The organism is Tunicatimonas sp. (genome assembly GCF_049647865.1).
Classification (GTDB): Bacteria; Bacteroidota; Bacteroidia; order Cytophagales; family Cyclobacteriaceae; genus Tunicatimonas.
This window is the reverse complement of sequence record NZ_JBARYM010000850.1, coordinates 1-2364: the sequence shown is the minus strand read 5'-3', so window position 1 is coordinate 2364 and position 2364 is coordinate 1. Positions and strand designations below refer to the sequence as shown.

The 2364-nt window shown below is 46.7% G+C and carries 3 protein-coding genes and 1 pseudogene; 3 read left to right on the top strand and 1 reads right to left on the bottom strand.

Features of this window, described 5'->3' with window-relative positions:
* Positions 1 to 725, bottom strand: a pseudogene (locus tag WBA23_RS24490) (hypothetical protein); the annotation flags it as partial.
* Positions 726 to 935: 210 nt separating this feature from the next.
* On the opposite strand from WBA23_RS24490, the gene WBA23_RS24485 reads away from it, so the two are divergent.
* The 3 genes from WBA23_RS24485 to WBA23_RS24475 form a co-directional block, all read left to right on the top strand.
* Entirely contained in the window at positions 936 to 1427 is a 492-nt protein-coding gene (locus WBA23_RS24485) for an NADH-quinone oxidoreductase subunit A (protein ID WP_424584907.1), read from the top strand.
* A gap of 3 nt (positions 1428 to 1430) precedes the next feature.
* Positions 1431 to 1970, top strand: coding sequence for an NADH-quinone oxidoreductase subunit NuoB (gene nuoB / locus WBA23_RS24480; protein ID WP_424584906.1), 540 nt, complete (start codon positions 1431 to 1433; stop codon positions 1968 to 1970).
* Positions 1967 to 2364 (top strand): NADH-quinone oxidoreductase subunit C (locus WBA23_RS24475; RefSeq protein WP_424584905.1); only part of this gene is annotated, 398 nt, incomplete at its 3' end. The genes nuoB and WBA23_RS24475, both read left to right, overlap by 4 nt.

The window sequence follows — 2364 nt, the reverse complement described above, 5'->3', positions numbered from 1 at the left end:
GCACTCGATTTTCCGGTTTGAGTACCGTCGGCATTGCGGAAAACGATGCCTAACCGGAACACCGGCGTTCCATCCGGCAAATCGTAGTACGCGCGAACATTTGGCAACGTTATTTGCCACTGATTAGGCTCATCAGCTACGGCGGTCATCTGACCAACACCATCGTCCTGCCCCCAATTGCCTACCACATTCTCCCAGCTAATTCCATCAGCCCCGGAGAGGATTACTCCCGAGTGCATATACACTTTTTCAGTATCTACTAGTCCCGACACCCCCTGAGCAGCATTATAGGTAATTGTAATTTCTTCATCAGCAGTAGGCAATTCAGGAGATATAGTTACAATTGCTACGGTAGAGTCGGAAGCGGATACAAAGCGATACTCGCCATTGGTATCATTAAACGATATGTCGTACACTCCCGCCGGAATAGGAATATTGGGGCCATCCTGTCGTCCGGTTCCATTAGGAAATGCTTCCGCGCCCCAGTTTACATCCCAGTTATCATTCGCCCGAAACTTCAGTTCGCCCGCGCTCAAGGTAAAATCTTCCAGTGCCCACTGGTGCTCATCTTCTTCGTTCTGTACCATTGGAGTAGACTCGTCCCACCCTTTAGTGGTGGCAGTTCCGATGATACCCACAGTTTCGTAAGTAGCTTGACCGAGCGCTAATAGCGGTAATAAATAGAATCCTAGTAATGAGAGAAGAAGTCGTATAGGTGAATGCATATTCTATAGGGTAGGATGATAGTTAGCAAAGATAAAGAAATAGGGGATGAAAAGTGAAGCATTATCAATTTCGGGCTAAATAAACTAACATAAATTGCGATAAAGTAAATTGAAGAAGCATCAAGTAATCTGGTTAGCTATAAATCCAACAACGCACTCGCTTCCCTATTCGGAATTTGTATCTTTACCATTACTTAGTTCAAATTGAGCATGCAAAACACGGAGTTATCAGGATTTGGGGTAATACTACTGTTTATTATCGGTGGCGTTTCCTTCGTGCTTATTACACTAGTGGTCGCTCGCCTTATTCGGCCTAGTCGGCCCAACAAGGAGAAATTAACGACCTACGAATCAGGCGAAGATCCACTGGGTTCGGCCTGGGGCCAGTTTAATCCGCGCTTCTACGTAGTCGCGCTCGTCTTTATTCTGTTTGACGTGGAGATTGTCTTTCTGTTTCCCTGGGCCACCGTGATGGGGCAACCGGAACTGATTGAGCAAACCGACGGTACTTGGGGCTGGTTCTCTTTAGTAGAGATGGTAATTTTCGTATTGATATTAGCTTTGGGGTTAGCTTACGTTTGGGCTAAGGGTTTTCTGGATTGGGTGAAACCAACAACCGAAATATCCAACTACAAGTCAAAAATTCCGGTTAAACTATACGAGCAGATTAACCAAAAATATAGTTCTGAGGGCAAAAGCTAGCGTATGAAAGGATTATTAGACCAGCAGTTTGGACAGGGCGGCATTATCATTACTAAAGTAGATGACTTAATCAACTGGGCGCGGCTGTCGTCGCTGTGGCCAATGGGCTTCGGGTTAGCTTGCTGCGCCATTGAAATGATGTCGACCTACGCTTCCAATTTTGATCTGGATCGTTTTGGAGTGTTTCCTCGCCCCTCGCCCCGGCAGTCGGATGTGCTGATTGTATCGGGAACGGTTACTTTTAAGATGGGCGACCGGGTACGGCGGTTATACGAACAAATGGCGGAACCCCGCTACGTAATCTCGATGGGTTCCTGCTCTAACTGCGGTGGGCCCTACTGGGAACACGGCTACCACGTGGTGAAAGGTGTTGACAAAATTATTCCGGTAGATGTGTACGTACCGGGTTGTCCGCCTCGCCCCGAGGCATTAATTGGGGGAATCATCAAGCTTCAGGAAAAGATTCGCAACGAGTCATTGATGGCTCCTACCGCGCTAGAGAAATTAATGGCTAATAAGAATAACGCTAAAGCCGAAGTATGAATGTTCATGAAATAGCTCAGAGAATTGAAGAGGAGTTTGGTGCCGACACGGTGGTGGAAGTAGTAGAAAGTGCCTCTCCCGCGATCATTCAAATTGAGCTAGAAAGGCTGTTAGGAGCATGTCAGTTTCTTCATCAAACCGAAGGGCTGTACTTTGATTACCTGTCTTGCCTAACTGGTATTGACAATGGCCCCGATGCGGGAACGATGGAAGTGATTTATACGCTCAACTCTATTCCCTACGAACATCAAGTTTCCCTAAAAATAGTAGTTGATCGTAACCAAACTGGAGAACCTATGCCGAAAGTACCATCCGTAGTATCCGTTTGGAAATCAGCCGATTGGCACGAGCGGGAAGTGTATGATCTACTGGGAATTCAGTTCACCAATCATCC

Bases quoted from the DNA above. Each gene is read 5' to 3' on its own strand.
- WBA23_RS24485 (WP_424584907.1), top strand. From the start codon at position 936: ATGCAAAACACGGAGTTATCAGGATTTGGGGTAATACTACTGTTTATT.
- nuoB (WP_424584906.1), top strand. From the start codon at position 1,431: ATGAAAGGATTATTAGACCAGCAGTTTGGACAGGGCGGCATTATCATT.